Source organism: Pseudomonas triclosanedens, from assembly GCF_026686735.1.
In the GTDB taxonomy this organism is placed as follows: domain Bacteria; phylum Pseudomonadota; class Gammaproteobacteria; order Pseudomonadales; family Pseudomonadaceae; genus Pseudomonas; species Pseudomonas triclosanedens.
Genome location: NZ_CP113432.1, coordinates 5413444 through 5428455, shown reverse-complemented (window position 1 = coordinate 5428455; position 15012 = coordinate 5413444). Strand labels below are relative to the sequence as shown.

Genomic DNA, 15012 nt, shown 5'->3' with positions numbered 1-15012 from the left:
ACCCGCGGCGCCGGCTTTCCCGCAGGTCGACGGAACGCGCGTAGCTGGTCACGAGCCGGTGGGTGCGCGAGCCGTCAGCCTTTCCTGCCCTGCTTGCGCGAGTACTCAATCGTGGATGGTATCTTCCTTCAGCAAATGATCAACGGGCTGACCCTGGGGTCGGTCTACGGTCTGATCGCCATCGGCTATACGATGGTTTACGGCATCATCGGCATGATCAACTTCGCCCACGGCGAGGTGTACATGATCTCCGCCTACCTCTCCGCCGTGGCCCTGGCCCTGCTGGCCTTCTTCGGCCTGCAGTCGTTCCCGCTGCTGATCCTCGGCACCCTGGTCTTCACCATCTTCGTCACCGGCGTGTACGGCTGGGTGATCGAACGCATCGCCTACAAACCGCTGCGCAACTCCACGCGGCTGGCGCCGCTGATCTCTGCCATCGGCATGTCGCTGATCCTGCAGAACTACGTGCAACTGGCCCAGGGCCCGCGCCAGCAAGGCGTGCCGACCCTGCTCGACGGTGCCTTCAAGTTCCATATCGGCGAAGGCTTCGTGCAGCTCACCTACACCAAGGTGTTCATCCTCATCGCCGCCTTCGTCGGCATGGCGGTGCTGACCTATGTGATCCAGTACACCAAGCTCGGGCGCATGTGCCGCGCGACCCAGCAGGATCGCAAGATGGCGTCGATCCTGGGCATCAACACCGACCGGGTGATCTCCTACGTGTTCGTCATCGGCGCCGCGATGGCTGCGCTGGCCGGCGTGCTGATCACCATGAACTACGGCACCTTCGACTTCTATGCCGGCTTCATCATCGGCATCAAGGCGTTCACCGCCGCAGTGCTCGGCGGTATCGGCTCGCTGCCCGGAGCGATGCTCGGCGGGCTGATCCTCGGGGTGGCCGAGGCGCAGTTCTCCGGCATGGTGAATACCGACTTCAAGGACGTATTCGCCTTCTCGCTGCTGGTGGCCATCCTGATCTTCCGACCACAAGGGCTCCTGGGGCGTCCCCAGGTATCGAAGGTGTGAGCATGATGTCCGCGACCCAGACCTCCGCCGCGGCGAAGACCGCGCGCATCGATATCAAGAAGAGCCTGGTCGACACCGTGCTCGCCGGCCTGATCGCCCTGGTGGTGTTCGGGCCCATCGTCGGCGTGGTGCTCGATGGCTACAGCTTCAACCTGCAACCTGTGCGTCTGGCCTGGATGGTCGGCGCAGTGATGCTCGGCCGCCTGCTGCTCAGCCTGTTCCTGCAGACCCCGGCCGGCGCGCGCATCATGGACCGCTTCGAAAGCTCGGACTCGGGCATCACGGTGCTGCCGCCGGGCTACAAGACGCGCCTGCGCTGGATCATTCCGCTGGTGATCGTCGCCGCGGTGATCTTCCCGTTCTTCGCCAGCAAGTACCTGCTCACCGTGATCATCCTCGGCCTGATCTACGTGCTGCTGGGGCTGGGCCTGAACATCGTGGTCGGTCTCGCCGGCCTGCTGGACCTCGGCTACGTGGCCTTCTACGCCATCGGCGCCTACGGCCTCGCGCTGGGCTACCAGTACCTCGGCCTGGGCTTCTGGACGGTTCTGCCGCTGGCCGCCATCACTGCCGCGCTGGCTGGTGCGCTTCTGGGGTTCCCGGTACTGCGCATGCACGGCGATTACCTGGCCATCGTGACGCTCGGTTTCGGCGAGATCATTCGGCTGATCCTCAACAACTGGTTGTCCTTCACTGGCGGCCCCAACGGTATGCCCGTGCCCTCGCCGACATTCTTCGGCCTGGAATTCGGTCGCCGGGCGAAGGAGGGAGGCACACCGATCCATGAGTTCCTCGGCGTGGACTACAACCAGAACTTCAAATTCCTGTTCATTTACGTGGTGCTGTTCGTGGTGGTGATGCTGGTGCTGTACATCAAGCACCGGCTGACTCGCATGCCCGTGGGGCGCGCCTGGGAAGCGCTGCGCGAGGACGAGATCGCCTGCCGCGCAATGGGCCTGAACCACGTACTGGTGAAGCTCTCCGCGTTCATGCTCGGCGCCTCCACCGCGGGGCTGGCCGGGGTGTTCTTCGCCAGCTACCAGGGCTTCGTCAACCCGTCGTCGTTCACCTTCTTCGAGTCGGCCCTGATTCTCGCCATCGTCGTGCTCGGCGGCATGGGCTCGACGGTCGGCGTGGTGATCGCCGCCTTCGTTCTCACCGTGGCGCCGGAGCTGCTGCGCAGCTTCGCCGACTACCGTGTGTTGCTGTTCGGCATCCTCATGGTGCTGATGATGATCTGGCGACCGCGCGGGCTGATCCGCATCAGCCGCTCGGGCTTCGCCGTACGCAAGGGGGTGGCGCCATGAGCGAGCGGACTTCCGACAAGATCCTCAGCGTCGAGCACCTGATGATGCACTTCGGCGGCATCAAGGCGCTCAACGACGTCAACCTCGATGTGGAGCGCGGCTCCATCACCGCACTGATCGGCCCCAACGGCGCCGGCAAGACCACGGTGTTCAACTGCCTGACCGGTTTCTACAAGGCCACCGGCGGCAACATCCTGCTCAACACCCAGGGGGCGTGCACCGACGTCATCAAGGTCCTCGGCCAGCCGTTCCAGGCCGCAGACTTCGTCAGCCCGGCGCAGTTCGGCAATCGTCTCTACTACAAGATGTTCGGCGGTACTCACCTGGTGAACCGCGCGGGCCTGGCGCGCACCTTCCAGAACATCCGGCTGTTCCGCGAGATGTCGGTGGTGGAGAACCTGCTGGTGGCCCAGCACATGTTCGTCAACCGCAATCTCCTCGCCGGTATCCTCAATACCCCCGGTTACCGCCGCGCGGAAAGCGAAGCGCTGGACCACGCCTTCTACTGGCTGGAGGTGGTGGACCTGGTGGACTGCGCCAACCGCCTGGCCGGCGAGATGTCCTACGGCCAGCAGCGCCGCCTGGAAATCGCCCGTGCCATGTGCACCCGACCGGAGATCATCTGCCTGGACGAGCCCGCCGCCGGCCTCAACCCGGCCGAGACCCAGGCGCTGTCGCGGATCATCCGCTTCCTGCGCGATCACCACGGCATCACCGTGCTGCTGATCGAGCACGACATGGGCATGGTGATGAACATCTCCGACCACATCATCGTGCTCGACCACGGCGACGTGATCGCCAGGGGTGGCCCGGCGGATATCCGCAACAACGAGAAAGTGATCGCCGCCTATCTCGGCGCAGACGAAGAGGAGCTGGCATGACGGCGCCGATGTTGGAATTCCGTGATGTGGATGTGTTCTACGGGCCGATCCAGGCACTGAAGAAAGTCTCTCTGACCGTCAACGAAGGGGAAACCGTGGCGCTGATTGGCGCCAACGGCGCGGGTAAGTCCACCCTGCTGATGTCGATTTTCGGCCAGCCGCGCGCGGCCTCGGGCGCGATCCTTTTCAAGGGGCAGGACATTCGGCAAAAGTCCGCGCACTACGTGGCCTCCAACGGCATCGCGCAGTCGCCGGAAGGGCGCCGGGTATTCCCCGACATGACCGTGGAAGAGAACCTGCTGATGGGCACCATCCCCGTCGGCATGGAGCACGCCCAGGAAGACATGCAGCTCATGTTCGAACTCTTCCCGCGCCTCAAGGAGCGGCGCAACCAGCGCGCCATGACCATGTCCGGCGGTGAGCAGCAGATGCTCGCCATCGCCCGTGCGCTGATGAGCCGGCCCAAGTTGCTGCTGCTCGACGAACCCTCGCTGGGCCTCGCGCCCATCGTGGTCAAGCAGATATTCCAGACCTTGCGCGAATTGGCCAGGAGCGGGATGACACTGTTCCTCGTGGAGCAGAACGCCAACCACGCGCTCAAGCTCTCCGACCGCGGCTACGTGATGGTCAACGGCGAGATCCGCCTGAGTGGTAGCGGCGCGGAGCTGCTGGGCAACCAGGAGGTGCGCAACGCCTATCTCGGCGGGCACTGACGCCATCCTCGTTCGCAGGGGCGGGCTTGGTCCGCGATGGTCCCGCGCTGTGGATCATCGCGGGTGGAACCTGCTCCTGCGGATCACCCACCGCATTCCCGACGAGGGGCTTTCATGCACGACCTCCGCTTCCTCACCAATGCCGATGTTGCCGAGCGCCTGGCCTATCCCCAGTTGATCGAGGCCCTGCGCGCAGGTCTCGCCCACCCCTGCGAGGCGCCGGTGCGCGGCTGCCATGCGCTGCCGGAAAACGCCTCGCTGCTGACCATGCCGGTCTGGCGGCCGGGGCAGGACATTGGCGTCAAGCTGGTCACCGTATTTCCCGGCAACGGTGCGCGAGACCTGCCGGCGGTGGCCGCGCTGTTCTGCCTGTTCGACGGCACGCATGGCCGCCCGCTGGCCATGCTCGAAGCGTCGGAGCTTACCGCCCGGCGCACCGCCTGCACTTCCGCGTTGGCGGCCGACTACCTCGCTCGCCGAGATGCGCGCCGGTTGCTGATCGTCGGCAGCGGTACGCTGGCGCCGCACATGGTGCGCGCGCACTGCTCGGTGCGCGAGTACGAGGACATTGCCCTCTGGGGACGCAACCCGCAAAAGGTCGGCGCGCTGGTCGAACGTCTCCAGGCGGAGGGTTATCCGGTACACGCCTGTGCCGACCTGCCTGGCAGCGTCGCGGCCGCCGATACCATCAGTTGCGTGACCACCTCCCGCGAGCCCATCGTGCTAGGCCGGTGGCTGCGTTCGGGATGCCACCTCGACCTGGTTGGCGCCTTCCTGCCGAGCATGCGCGAGACCGACAACGAAGCCGTGCGCCGTGCCCGCATCGTGGTCGATACCCGAGAGGGTGCCCTGGAGGAGGCCGGCGACCTGCTCATCCCCATGCGCGAGGGCGTGATCGACGAAAGCGCCATCCACAGCCAGATCTCCGACCTGCTGCAAGGTCGTGGCGCGCGCACGGACGACTCCGAGATCACCCTGTTCAAATCCGTGGGTTATGCACTGGAAGATCTCATCGCGGCACGCTTGCTGGTGCAGTGAGGTTGTCCAGAAAAACTGTGGGCCGGCTTGTGGATAACATGCGGACGGATCGCTGCGTCCCGCGCGCGCAGCCGTCTCTGCAGGCGCGGCGATTCTTTGTGCAGTGGCGCTGAAAGCCTGTATGGATGCACAGATGCGGCGTTGCCGAAAAGTTCCGCTGCGCTGCGTTTTTTCCACGCCAACTGTTGGAAGACTTGTGGATAACCTTGGGAAGAACTCTTCCGGCGCAGAGCCTGTGCGGCCTCCGGCGTGGCGTTCGAAAAACGTCCAGTGCAATTGTGCCCTTGCGTTTGCCCACAGAATCCGTGGAGCAGGCTGTGGACAAGGTGGGTGCAAGTCTCGGCGAACGCTCTGCCATGCGGCTTTGCGTGAGCTGTGCGGGTTTTATCCAGCTCCGCTGTAGCGCAACGAGGTGCCGGCAGGCTGTTATCCTGCCAGGACCGACAAAAACGCGCCCGCCACGAATCGCCGGCATCGACCGACGGCAGCGGCGCCCACCAAGAGGACCACGCGATGACTTCCACCCTGTTCATTACCGGCGCCACCTCCGGCTTCGGCGAAGCCTGCGCGCGGCGTTTCGCCCGGGACGGCTGGTCGCTGGTGATCACTGGCCGTCGTGAAGAGCGCCTGAACGCACTGGCCCGCGAGCTCTCGGCGCAGACCGACGTGCTGCCTTTGGTACTGGACGTGCGTGACCGTGCGGCGATGACCGCGGCGGTGGATAGCCTGCCGGAGAGGTTCGCCAGGCTGCGCGGCCTGATCAACAACGCCGGCCTGGCCTTGGGCACTGACCCTGCGCAGGAGTGCGAGCTGGATGACTGGGACACGATGGTCGACACCAACATCAAGGGCCTGATGTACACCACCCGCCTGCTGTTGCCTCGCCTGATCGCCTACGGGCCGGGCGCAAGCATCCTCAACGTCGGCTCGGTCGCCGGCCGCTGGCCCTATCCGGGCGGCCATGTGTATGGCGCGACCAAGGCGTTCGTCGAGCAGTTCTCGCTGAACCTGCGCTGCGACCTGCAGGGTACCGGCGTGCGGGTGAGCAACCTGGAGCCGGGCATGTGCGAGAGCGAGTTCTCCCTGGTGCGCTTCGGCGGTGATCAGGCGAAGTACGACAAGACTTACGCCGGTGCGGAGCCCATCCAGTCGGTGGACATCGCCGAGACCATCCACTGGATCATGAACCAGCCGCCACACATCAATATCAATACCCTGGAACTCATGCCGGTGAGTCAGGCGTGGGCCGGCTTCGCGGTACATCGCAAGGGCTGACTCGCGGCCCGCGCGCAGGGCGGAAAACCGTTCCCGGTTTTCCGCCTGAACGTCCCTGTGCGCGTTATCATGCGTCGCCTCCTCCCGCCACAAGAGCCTTCCGATGAGCAAACCGGGCCAACGCGTGCTGGCTGAACTGCGCAAGATGATCGCCTCCGGCGAACTGGCCGCCGGCGAACGAATCGTCGAGATTCCTACCGCCGAACGCCTGCAGGTCTCGCGCATGCCGGTACGCATGGCATTGCGCACGCTGGAGCAGGAAGGCTTGCTGATCAAGGCCGGCAGCCGTGGCTACACGGTGCGCGAAGTCACCGAACAGGACATCTCCGGCGCGGTGGAAGTGCGTGGCGTGCTGGAAGGACTGGCCGCCCGCCAGGCCGCCGAGCGGGGCCTTTCAGAGGAAACACGGGCGCTGTTGCAGACCTGCCTGGACGAAGGTGATCGCATCTTCGACAAGGGCCATGTGCTGCCCGAGGACCTGGAGGCGTACCACAGCCTCAACATGCGCTTTCACCAGGCGATCATCGAAGCCAGCGGCAATCGCGCCATCGCCGAGGCACTGGCGCGCAACGACCACCTGCCATTCGCCTCAGTCAGCTCTCTGGCGGTGGACCGCGACAATCTCAAGCGCGAGTACCAGCGCTTCAACTTCGCCCACCAGCAGCACCACGCCGCCTACGATGCCCTGATCAATGGCCAGGGTGCGCGGGCGGAGGCGATCATGCGCGAACACGCCAACGCCACCCTGCGCTATGCCGAATACTTCAATCCTCGGCGCGAGGGCGTGGCGGTGCTGAAGAAGCCCACGGCGACGGAAGGCGGGCGGCCGTAGCAACTGCCATCCCGGCGGCGTCTGCACCCGAGGGGGCGATCGTCCCGGCATATTCGCGGGACGGAGGCACGATAGCCATCAACGCGGCCAGGCCACGCTCGGCTCTGCCTGCGGCTACTTTCCATTCCGGCAGGCGATGCCTTCGTAACCGCGCGCGGGGCGAATAGCCGCCCGCGGTAGTGCGCCGCTGGCACCTACAGATCGAGTACCAGGCGCGGGCTGCGCGAGCGCGAGCAGCAGGGCGTGAACTGGTCGTTGGCGGCCTGTTCGTCTTCGGTCAGGTACTGGTCCCGGTGCTCCGGCACGCCGTCCAGCACGCGAGTCAGGCAGGTGCCGCAGATGCCCTGCTCGCAGGCCACCTGCACCTCCACGCCAACGCCGCGCAGCGCGTCCACCACGCTCTGCCCATCCTCCACGCGCACCACCTGGCCGCTGCTCGCCAACTGCACCTCGAAGGCTTCGCCGGCGACATCCGGCTCGGCGCCGAAATGCTCGTGGTGCAGGCGCGATTCATCCCAGCCCAGGGCGCGGGCGCTGTCCAGCACGTGCGCCATGAAACCGGCCGGGCCGCAGGTGTAGAGCTGCGCATCGGCAGCCTGGGCCGCCAGCAGCGCCGCCATGTCCAGGCGTCGCGCCGGGTCGCCGTCATCGAAATGACAATGCACGCGGGTGGCGAACTTGCACTGCGCCAGGTGCTCGACGAACGCAGCCTGAGCAGCCGAGCGGGCGCAATAGTGCAGTTCGAATTCGGCGCCCTGGCTGGCCAGGTGTTCGGCCATGCTCAACAGCGGTGTGATGCCAATGCCGCCGGCCAGCAGCAGGCGCCGGCCGGTGCCCTCGGCGAGAGGGAAGAGGTTGCGCGGCGGGCCGATGCGCAGCGCCTGGCCGGCGGCCAGCTCGTGCACCGCGAGCGAGCCGCCGCGTGAGTCGGCGCAGCGCAGCACGGCGATGCGGTAGCGGTGGGTTTCGTCCGGCGCGTTGAACAGCGAGTACTGGCGCACCAGCCCGTTGGGCAGGTGCAGGTCGATGTGCGAACCGGCGCTGAAGGCGGGCAGGGGGCCGGCGTCGGCGCGGGCCAGTTCGAGGCTGAGGATGTCCGGGGTTTCCCGCGTGAGGCGGGTGATGACGACGTCTAGCACGGCGGTGTTCTCGCGGCTGGCCGGCCTCGCGGGCCGGCGCTGGAAGAGGGAGTCAGGCGCTGGCGATGAGCGCGTCGGCTGACTGTTGCTCGGCTTCGCAGAGGCGTTCGAGGATGCGCCGCGACTGCACGCCGCCGGCATCGATGTTCAGCTTCAGCAGTTGCCGCTGCGGGTGCAGCAGCAGGTTCTGCTGCTGCCGTTCGAGCATCTCCAGGTCTTCGCCGAAAATCTTTCCCTGCCCCTCGCGAATGGTCGCGGTGAGTGCCGCGTCCTGCGGTTGGAAGTTGCGCGCCATGCCCCAGAAGTACCAGATCGAGGTCTCGGTCTCCGGAGTGATGAAGTCGACCACGATGCTCGATGCCTTGTGCTGCGCCGGCGCGTGGTAGCCGCCGTGACCGGCGTGGGCCACGCCCACTTCGATCAGCACGTGGCTGGGTGGGGTGAAGCGGCAGATCTGCCAGCGGTCCACCGGCACGTCGTCGGCCAGGCCGTTGCCGCGCAGGGCCATGCGCCAGAACGGTGGGGCCATGACGTTCTCCATGTGCCGCTCGGTGATCACCTCGTCGCCTTCCACGCGGGTCTTGGGCGCCGCCTCGTCGATCTCCTTCTGGCCGATGCTGCTGGCGTGCACGTAGGTCTCGTGAGTGAGGTCCATGAGGTTGTCGATCATCAGCCGATAGTCGCACTGGATGTGGTACAGGCCGCCGCCGTAGGCCCAGTCCGGGTTGTCAGCCCATTCCAGATGGTGGATCAGCGCCGGGTCGGCCTCGGCGGCGTTGCCCGGCCAGACCCAGATGAAGCCGTAGCGTTCTTCCACGGCGAACTTGCGGATCGCCGGGAAGCCACGCACACGCTGGCCAGGCATGGATTCCGTGTGCCCCGAGCAGCCCATCGCCAGGCCGTGGTAGCCGCAGATCAGCTTGCCGTCCTCGACGAAGCCCAGCGACAGCGGTGCACCACGGTGCGGGCAGAAGTCTTCCAGCGCCGCCACGCGGCCCTCGGCGCCACGGTAGAAGACCATCTTCTCGCCGCACACCTGCCGCCCCAGGGGTTTTTCGGCGATCTCGTCGGGCGTGCAGGCAACGTACCAGGCGTTCTTCGGAAACATGGGGCGATCCTCATCTTTTGGTTTTTATTGGATCCAATGGTTTGCTTTGAGGCAAACACCTGTCAACCCGAAGAGGGGCGGGTGCTCGAAAAATAATCAGTTCGATGATCGCACGAATTCACCGGAAAGCCTGTAAGTGCCGGCGTAGAAGGGGCGCGGCTCGTGCGTTGCCTGGGGCAGGGCTGGAGCAGCAAGGCCTTATGCGTAACTTGGGATCCAATCGGGCTTGTTTTCGGGATCCACTGCTGCCAGGGTGTGCGCCATCAAGCCTCCACAACAAGAAAAAGAGGAATCTGCCATGCCGGGCCTGCCTTGCCTGCGTTGTGTCTTCCACCGTATCTCCCTCGCGGAGGTACGCCCATGAATCGCGATCTGCGCGGCGCCCTGGAGCAAGGGGCGATGAACCGCTTCCAGTGGACTGCCATCGGCATCTGCATCGTGCTCAACATGATCGATGGCTTCGACGTGCTGGTGATGGCCTTCACCGCCGCATCGGTCTCCGCCGAATGGGGGCTTAACGGCGCCCAGGTCGGCCTGTTGCTCAGCGCCGGGCTGTTCGGCATGGCGGCCGGATCGCTGTTCATCGCCCCGCGCGCCGACCAGTTCGGCCGTCGTCCGCTGATCCTCTTCTGCCTGCTGCTGTGCGGTGTCGGCATGCTGCTCTCGGCCCTGAGCCAGACGCCGATGCAGCTCGCGATACTGCGTGGCCTCACCGGCCTGGGCATCGGCGGCATTCTCGCCAGCAGCAACGTGATCTCCGCCGAGTACGCCAACAAGCGCTGGCGGCCCCTTGCAGTGAGCCTGCAATCCACCGGCTACGCCCTGGGCGCTACCTTTGGCGGGTTGCTGGCGGTGTGGTTGATCGGCCATTGGGGCTGGCGTTCGGTGTTCCTCGCCGGCGGCCTGATTTCCCTGGCGGCTATCCCGCTGGTGCTGGCGGGCTTGCCCGAATCCCTCGACTTCCTGCTGGCGCGCCGTCCGGCCAATGCCCTGGCGCGGGTCAACGCACTGGCCGGGCGACTGGGCCTGGCGAGCCTGGACTCGCTGCCCGAAGCCCGTGCCCGCGAGCAGGGCGGGGTGGCGATGCTGCAATTGCTGGCGCCCGAGCTGCGCCGTCCGACCCTGCTGATCTGGCTGCTGTTCTTCCTCGCCATGTTCGGCTTCTACTTCATCATGAGCTGGACGCCGAAGCTGCTGGTGGCCGCCGGCCTGACCGCGCAGCAAGGCATCACTGGCGGCGTGCTGCTGAGCATCGGCGGGATATTCGGCGCGGCGCTGGTTGGTGCGCTGTCGGCTCGGCTGCCGCTGGCGCGGGTACTGCAGGGCTTCATGCTGGTCACCGCCGCGCTGCTGGTGCTGTTCCTCGCTTCGGCCACTTCGCTGGCGGCTGCGCTTGGCCTGGGGCTGCTCATCGGTCTGTTCGCCAATGGCTGCATCGCCGGGCTCTACGCGCTGTCGCCGCTGGTCTACCCGGCCGGCGTGCGGGCCACCGGCGTGGGCTGGGCGATCGGTGTCGGTCGCCTGGGCGCGATTCTCTCGCCGACCGTCGCCGGGCTGCTGCTCGACGAGGGCTGGCAGCCGCTGCACCTGTACGGGCTGTTCGCCGTGGTCTTCGTGCTGGCCGCCGGGGTGCTGCTGGGGCTGCGCCCCGTGGCCCGATCCGCCGAGCCGCTGGCGGCACACTGAGGGTGCGTCAATGCTGACCGTCGATGATCGCCTCGGCGATGGTGTTGCGGAACCAGTCCAGCGCCGCCGAGTGCTCGCTGCTGGCGCGCCAGTGCAGGGATACTTCGAACGGCGGTACTGCGAAGGGCAGTTCGAGCATCTTCAGCCCGCCTTCTGTGACGAACATGCGGGCGATCTGCGCCGGCAGGATGGTCAGCAGGTCTGTGCCGGGAATGATTTTCGGCAATACCGAGAAGTGCGGAACGCGCAGGGCGATGCGGCGCTCCAGCTTCATCGCCTGGAGCACGTCCTCGGCGATCCCGTGGCCGGAGGTGCGGGTCACCACCACGTGGCGTTCGCCAAGATAGCTGGCGAGGTCCAGGCGGTCTGCGATACGCGGGTGGTCGGCGCTCAGCAGGCAGACGTAGCGTTCCTCGATCAGCACCTGGCTACGGCTGCCGGCCACCGCCTGGCGGCAGATGGCAGTGTCGACCTTGCCGCTGGCCAGCCAGTCCCCGACCTGGTCCACCTGCAGCGCCAGCACTTCCACCTCGGCCAACGGCGCCTCGCGGTTCAGCCGCGCCAGGATCAGCGGCAGGAAGCCCAGCTCGCCAAGATCGGAGAGGGCGATGCGGAAGCGCCTTTCGGTGGTTGCCGGGTCGAACTGGCGGGTGCTCTGCACGGCGCCCTCGATGCGCGTCAGTGCCTCGCGCAGGGTGCCGTACAACTGCTCGGCGACGAAGGTTGGCTGGATGCCGTCGCGGCTGCGGCTGAACAGCGGGTCGTCGAACAGTTCGCGCAAGCGGGCCAGGGCGTAGCTCACCGAGGGCTGGGTGACGAACAGGCGTTCGGCGGCGACGGTCACGCTGCCGGCCTCGTAGAGGGTGACGAAGGTGCGGATCAGGTTGAGGTCGGTCTGGGCCATGATATCCACATAGATGGTTTTTATTTTAGATAGAAAGACTATCGATTTGATCGATTATCAGGCCGCTGCGAGAGTAGCGCAAACCCTAAGAACGAGCCTGAAGGGCCAGTATGAAAACCGTCCATAACGCCTCCTACGACATTCTTCGCCGCCACGGCCTGACCACGATCTTCGGCAACCCCGGCTCCAACGAGCTGCCGTTCCTCAAGGATTTTCCCGAGGATTTCCGTTACATCCTCGGCCTGCACGAGGGCGCGGTGGTCGGCATGGCCGATGGCTTCGCCCTGGCCAGCGGCAAGCCCGCCTTCGTCAACCTGCACGCCGCGGCCGGCACCGGCAACGGTATGGGCGCGCTGACCAACGCCTGGTACAGCCATAGCCCGCTGGTGATCAGCGCCGGCCAACAGGTGCGCTCGATGATCGGCGTCGAGGCCATGCTGGCCAACGTCGATGCGGCGCAACTGCCCAAGCCGCTGGTGAAGTGGAGCGCCGAGCCGGCCTGTGCCCAGGACGTGCCGCGCGCGCTGAGCCAGGCGATCCACATGGCCAGCCTGGCGCCCAAGGCCCCGGTGTATCTGTCGATTCCCTATGACGATTGGGCACAACCGGCGCCGGTCGGTGTCGAGCATCTGGCCGCGCGCAGCGTTGTCAGCGCCGGGTTGCCCTCGGCGGCGCAGTTGAGCGAGCTGGCCGAGCGTCTGTCGCGGGCGAGCAATCCGGTGCTGGTGCTTGGCCCGGATGTCGATGGCGCCAATGCCAACGAGCTGGCCGTGCAACTGGCGGAGAAGCTGCGGATGCCGGCCTGGGTCGCGCCGTCGGCCTCGCGCTGCCCGTTCCCGACGCGCCACCGCTGCTTCCGTGGCGTGTTGCCGGCGGCGATCTCCGGCATCTCCAGGCTGCTCGACGGGCACGACCTGATTCTGGTGGTGGGCGCCCCGGTGTTCCGCTATCACCAGTTCGCTCCGGGCGACTACCTGCCCGCTGGCGCCGCGCTGGTGCACCTGACCTGCGATCCGGGCGAGGCCGCGCGCGCGCCGATGGGCGATGCGCTGGTCGGTGACATCCATCTCACCCTCGAAGCCCTGCTGGAGTCGGTGCGTACCAGCCAGCGCCCGCTGCCCGAAGCGCTGCCGCGCCCGGCGCCACGTGCCGCCGAGGAGGGCCCGCTGCACCCGGAAACGGTGTTCGATGTGATCGACGAGCTGGCGCCGGAGGATGCCATTTTCGTCAAGGAATCCACTTCCACGGTCAGCGCCTTCTGGCAGCGCGTGGAGATGCGCCAGCCGGGCAGCTACTTCTTCCCGGCGGCCGGCGGCCTGGGATTCGGCCTGCCGGCGGCGGTCGGCGTGCAACTGGCGCAGCCGCAGCGGCGGGTCATCGGGATTATCGGCGATGGCTCGGCGAACTACGGCATCACCGCCCTCTGGACCGCCGCGCAATACCGCGTGCCGGCGGTGTTCATCATCCTCAAGAACGGCACCTACGGCGCGCTGCGCTGGTTCGCCGGGGTGCTCGATGTCCCCGACGCTCCGGGCCTGGATGTGCCGGGCCTGGATTTCTGCCAGATCGGCCGTGGCTACGGCGTGCGCTCGGTGCAGGCTGCCGACGCCGCGACCCTGCGCGAGGAACTGGCCCGTGCCCTGGCCGGCGACGAGCCGGTGCTGATCGAGGTTCCCACCCTGACCATCGAACCCTGAGGCGTGCGCGCCCTGCCTGGGGCGCTTTTCATGACCGACAAAAATAACAAGAGGTGGCTATGCACAAGACGACAGTTGCGGCGGTGATCGACTCCGCCCAATTCAACCGCACCCACTGGCTGATCCTCGCCTGGGGTTGCTTCATCATGCTGTTCGACGGCTACGACATGGTGGTGTACGGCTCGGTGGTGCCGCGGCTGATGCACGAATGGCAACTCAGCCCGGTAGAGGCCGGCACGCTGGGCAGTTGCGCGCTGTTCGGCATGCTCTTCGGCGGGACGCTGCTGGCGCCGCTGGCCGACCGTTTCGGCCGGCGCCGCCTGGTGATCCTCATGACCCTGCTGGCGAGCCTCGCCGCGTTCCTCACCGGCCATGCGCGCACGCCGGTGGAACTGGGCGCCTGCCGTTTCGTCACCGGCCTGGCGCTGGGCGCACTGGTGCCCAGCGCGGTGAACCTGATCAGCGAGTTCGCCCCGGCCGGGCGTCGCGCCACGCTGATCACGGTGATGTCCAGCTTCTACTCGGTGGGTGCGGTGCTGTCGGCGCTGGTCGGTATCGCGTTGATCCCGCAGTGGGGCTGGCAGTCAGTGTTCTATGTGGCGGTGCTGCCGGTGCTGGCCGTGCCGCTGATGCTGCGCTATCTGCCGGAGTCGGCGGCCTTCCTCGAACTGAAGGGACGTCGCGCTGAGCTCGATGTGCTGTTGGCGAAGGTCGACCCGGCCTACCGTCCCGGCACCGAGCTGGTGCTCGCAAGCCCGGATGCCGACGCTGAAAAGGCGCGCCTGCCGCAACTGTTCGGCTCCGGCCAGGCGCTGGGCACCTTGCTGCTGTGGGTGGGCTTCGCCATGTGCATGCTGATGAGCTACGGCCTCAACACCTGGCTGCCGAAGCTGATGGCCAACGGCGGCTATCCGCTTACGTCCAGCCTGGTGTTCCTGGTCACCCTGAACGTTGGCGCGACAATTGGCGCGCTGTTCGGTGGCTGGCTCGCCGACCGCCTGGGCACCCAGCGCACGCTGGTGCTGTTCTTCGCACTGGCAGCGGCTTCGCTGGCGGCCCTGGGCATCAACCCTGGCCCGTGGCTGCTCAACACGCTGCTGGTGATCGCCGGCGCCACCACCATCGGCACCCTGGCGGTGATCCACGCCTACGCCGCGCAGTTCTACCCGACCCACGTGCGCTCCACCGGTGTCGGCTGGGCCGCCGGTATCGGTCGGCTTGGCGCCATCGCCGGTCCCATGCTCGGCGGCAGCCTGCTCGCCCTGGAGCTGCCGTTCCAGGAGAACTTCCTCGCCTTCGCACTGCCCGGCGTGTTGGGTGCGCTGGCCATCGGTTTCATCCGCGTGCGACCGCGCGAGTCCGCCGGCGTCTTCGTCGCCCGCGAAAAATCCGTTTGAAAGGAGAAC

13 protein-coding genes are annotated in these 15012 nt (G+C 66.5%); 10 read left to right on the top strand and 3 right to left on the bottom strand.

All coding sequences use genetic code 11. The features are described 5' to 3' along the window. The first annotated feature begins 111 nt into the window (after window positions 1-111). The 7 genes from OU419_RS25170 (at window position 112) to OU419_RS25140 (ending at window position 7072) form a co-directional block, all read left to right on the top strand. On the top strand, window positions 112-1026 hold the full coding sequence (locus OU419_RS25170; RefSeq protein ID WP_254472379.1) for an ABC transporter permease subunit: 915 nt from the start codon (window positions 112-114) through the stop codon (window positions 1024-1026). Between the two features lie 2 nt (window positions 1027-1028). Continuing rightward, window positions 1029-2333, top strand: coding sequence for a high-affinity branched-chain amino acid ABC transporter permease LivM (gene livM / locus OU419_RS25165; protein WP_408004910.1), 1305 nt, complete (start codon window positions 1029-1031; stop codon window positions 2331-2333). Then, window positions 2330-3214 carry an ATP-binding cassette domain-containing protein gene (locus OU419_RS25160; RefSeq protein WP_254472380.1) on the top strand — a complete coding sequence of 295 codons (885 nt, stop codon included), beginning with the start codon at window positions 2330-2332 and terminating at the stop codon, window positions 3212-3214. The genes livM and OU419_RS25160 overlap by 4 nt, the downstream gene beginning before the upstream one ends. After that, complete coding sequence (locus OU419_RS25155) at window positions 3211-3927, top strand: ABC transporter ATP-binding protein (protein WP_254472381.1); 717 nt, start codon at window positions 3211-3213, stop codon at window positions 3925-3927. Before OU419_RS25160 ends, OU419_RS25155 begins: the two co-directional genes overlap by 4 nt. Window positions 3928-4041: 114 nt before the next feature. Next, a complete protein-coding gene (gene lhpI / locus OU419_RS25150; protein WP_254472382.1) occupies window positions 4042-4965 on the top strand; it encodes a bifunctional Delta(1)-pyrroline-2-carboxylate/Delta(1)-piperideine-2-carboxylate reductase in 924 nt (307 codons plus the stop codon). Between the two features lie 513 nt (window positions 4966-5478). Continuing rightward, complete coding sequence (locus OU419_RS25145) at window positions 5479-6240, top strand: SDR family oxidoreductase (protein WP_254472383.1); 762 nt, start codon at window positions 5479-5481, stop codon at window positions 6238-6240. Between the two features lie 103 nt (window positions 6241-6343). After that, window positions 6344-7072, top strand: coding sequence for a GntR family transcriptional regulator (locus OU419_RS25140; RefSeq protein WP_254472384.1), 729 nt, complete (start codon window positions 6344-6346; stop codon window positions 7070-7072). 194 nt (window positions 7073-7266) lie between these two features. On the opposite strand, the gene OU419_RS25135 is transcribed toward OU419_RS25140, so the two are convergent. Both OU419_RS25135 and OU419_RS25130 read right to left on the bottom strand, forming a co-directional pair. Further along, window positions 7267-8211, bottom strand: a complete 945-nt coding sequence (locus tag OU419_RS25135) for a PDR/VanB family oxidoreductase (protein ID WP_254472385.1) — start codon at window positions 8209-8211, stop codon at window positions 7267-7269. A gap of 52 nt (window positions 8212-8263) precedes the next feature. Next, window positions 8264-9319 carry an aromatic ring-hydroxylating oxygenase subunit alpha gene (locus OU419_RS25130; protein WP_254472386.1) on the bottom strand — a complete coding sequence of 352 codons (1056 nt, stop codon included), beginning with the start codon at window positions 9317-9319 and terminating at the stop codon, window positions 8264-8266. 360 nt (window positions 9320-9679) lie between these two features. Here OU419_RS25130 and OU419_RS25125 point away from each other — a divergent pair, with 360 nt between their 5' ends. After that, entirely contained in the window at window positions 9680-11005 is a 1326-nt protein-coding gene (locus OU419_RS25125) for an MFS transporter (RefSeq protein ID WP_254472387.1), read from the top strand. 7 nt (window positions 11006-11012) lie between these two features. Here OU419_RS25125 and OU419_RS25120 read toward each other — a convergent pair whose 3' ends face one another. After that, complete coding sequence (locus OU419_RS25120) at window positions 11013-11909, bottom strand: LysR family transcriptional regulator (protein ID WP_254472388.1); 897 nt, start codon at window positions 11907-11909, stop codon at window positions 11013-11015. A gap of 110 nt (window positions 11910-12019) precedes the next feature. Between OU419_RS25120 and mdlC the strand changes: the two genes are divergently transcribed. Further along, complete coding sequence (mdlC, locus tag OU419_RS25115; protein ID WP_254472389.1) at window positions 12020-13606, top strand: benzoylformate decarboxylase; 1587 nt, start codon at window positions 12020-12022, stop codon at window positions 13604-13606. A gap of 59 nt (window positions 13607-13665) precedes the next feature. After that, window positions 13666-15003: an MFS transporter gene (locus tag OU419_RS25110; protein WP_254472390.1), complete on the top strand. Its 1338-nt coding sequence runs from the start codon at window positions 13666-13668 to the stop codon at window positions 15001-15003. The last annotated feature ends 9 nt before the right edge of the window (window positions 15004-15012 follow it).

Coding starts and splice junctions, on each gene's coding strand:
- livM (WP_408004910.1), top strand. CDS start 1,029: ATGATGTCCGCGACCCAGACCTCCGCCGCGGCGAAGACCGCGCGCATC.
- OU419_RS25160 (WP_254472380.1), top strand. CDS start 2,330: ATGAGCGAGCGGACTTCCGACAAGATCCTCAGCGTCGAGCACCTGATG.
- OU419_RS25155 (WP_254472381.1), top strand. CDS start 3,211: ATGACGGCGCCGATGTTGGAATTCCGTGATGTGGATGTGTTCTACGGG.
- lhpI (WP_254472382.1), top strand. CDS start 4,042: ATGCACGACCTCCGCTTCCTCACCAATGCCGATGTTGCCGAGCGCCTG.
- OU419_RS25145 (WP_254472383.1), top strand. CDS start 5,479: ATGACTTCCACCCTGTTCATTACCGGCGCCACCTCCGGCTTCGGCGAA.
- OU419_RS25140 (WP_254472384.1), top strand. CDS start 6,344: ATGAGCAAACCGGGCCAACGCGTGCTGGCTGAACTGCGCAAGATGATC.
- OU419_RS25130 (WP_254472386.1), bottom strand. CDS start 9,319: ATGTTTCCGAAGAACGCCTGGTACGTTGCCTGCACGCCCGACGAGATC.
- OU419_RS25125 (WP_254472387.1), top strand. CDS start 9,680: ATGAATCGCGATCTGCGCGGCGCCCTGGAGCAAGGGGCGATGAACCGC.
- OU419_RS25120 (WP_254472388.1), bottom strand. CDS start 11,909: ATGGCCCAGACCGACCTCAACCTGATCCGCACCTTCGTCACCCTCTAC.
- mdlC (WP_254472389.1), top strand. CDS start 12,020: ATGAAAACCGTCCATAACGCCTCCTACGACATTCTTCGCCGCCACGGC.
- OU419_RS25110 (WP_254472390.1), top strand. CDS start 13,666: ATGCACAAGACGACAGTTGCGGCGGTGATCGACTCCGCCCAATTCAAC.